Here is a 407-nt window from a genome sequence, read left to right as displayed (position 1 = left end):
CGGAGACGGACGACGGCGACGGCACGAGCGACGGCGACCCGACGAACGACCCGACGGTGACCACGCTCGGTCCGAACCCGGAGCTGACGGTGACCAAGACGGTGACCACGGCAGGCTCGGCCCTGAATGACGTGATCGAGTACGACATCATCGTGACCAACACGGGCAACGTGACCCTGACGGACATCGAGGTGACGGATGCGAACGCTGACGCCGGCAGCATCGTTGGCAGCCCTATTGCGAGCCTGGCGCCGGGTGCGAGCGCGACGGTGACGGCACAGCAGACGATACAGCAGTCGGACCTCGACGCGGGCTATATAGAGAACAGCGCGACGGCCACGGGGGACAGCCCCGATGGCACGGACGACGTGAGCGACGTGTCGGACACGGACGTGGACGGCAACGGG

General features: G+C 67.1%; 1 protein-coding gene. It reads left to right on the top strand.

Annotated features, from left to right (window positions below):
- Positions 1–407, top strand: a 407-nt coding sequence (locus ACFQ1M_RS11550; RefSeq protein ID WP_449343015.1) for a DUF7507 domain-containing protein, incomplete at both ends; no start/stop codon positions are given.

The sequence above is a fragment of the Sungkyunkwania multivorans genome (genome assembly GCF_042675645.1).
In the GTDB taxonomy this organism is placed as follows: domain Bacteria; phylum Bacteroidota; class Bacteroidia; order Flavobacteriales; family Flavobacteriaceae; genus Sungkyunkwania; species Sungkyunkwania multivorans.
This window is presented reverse-complemented; position numbering and strand designations above follow the sequence as displayed.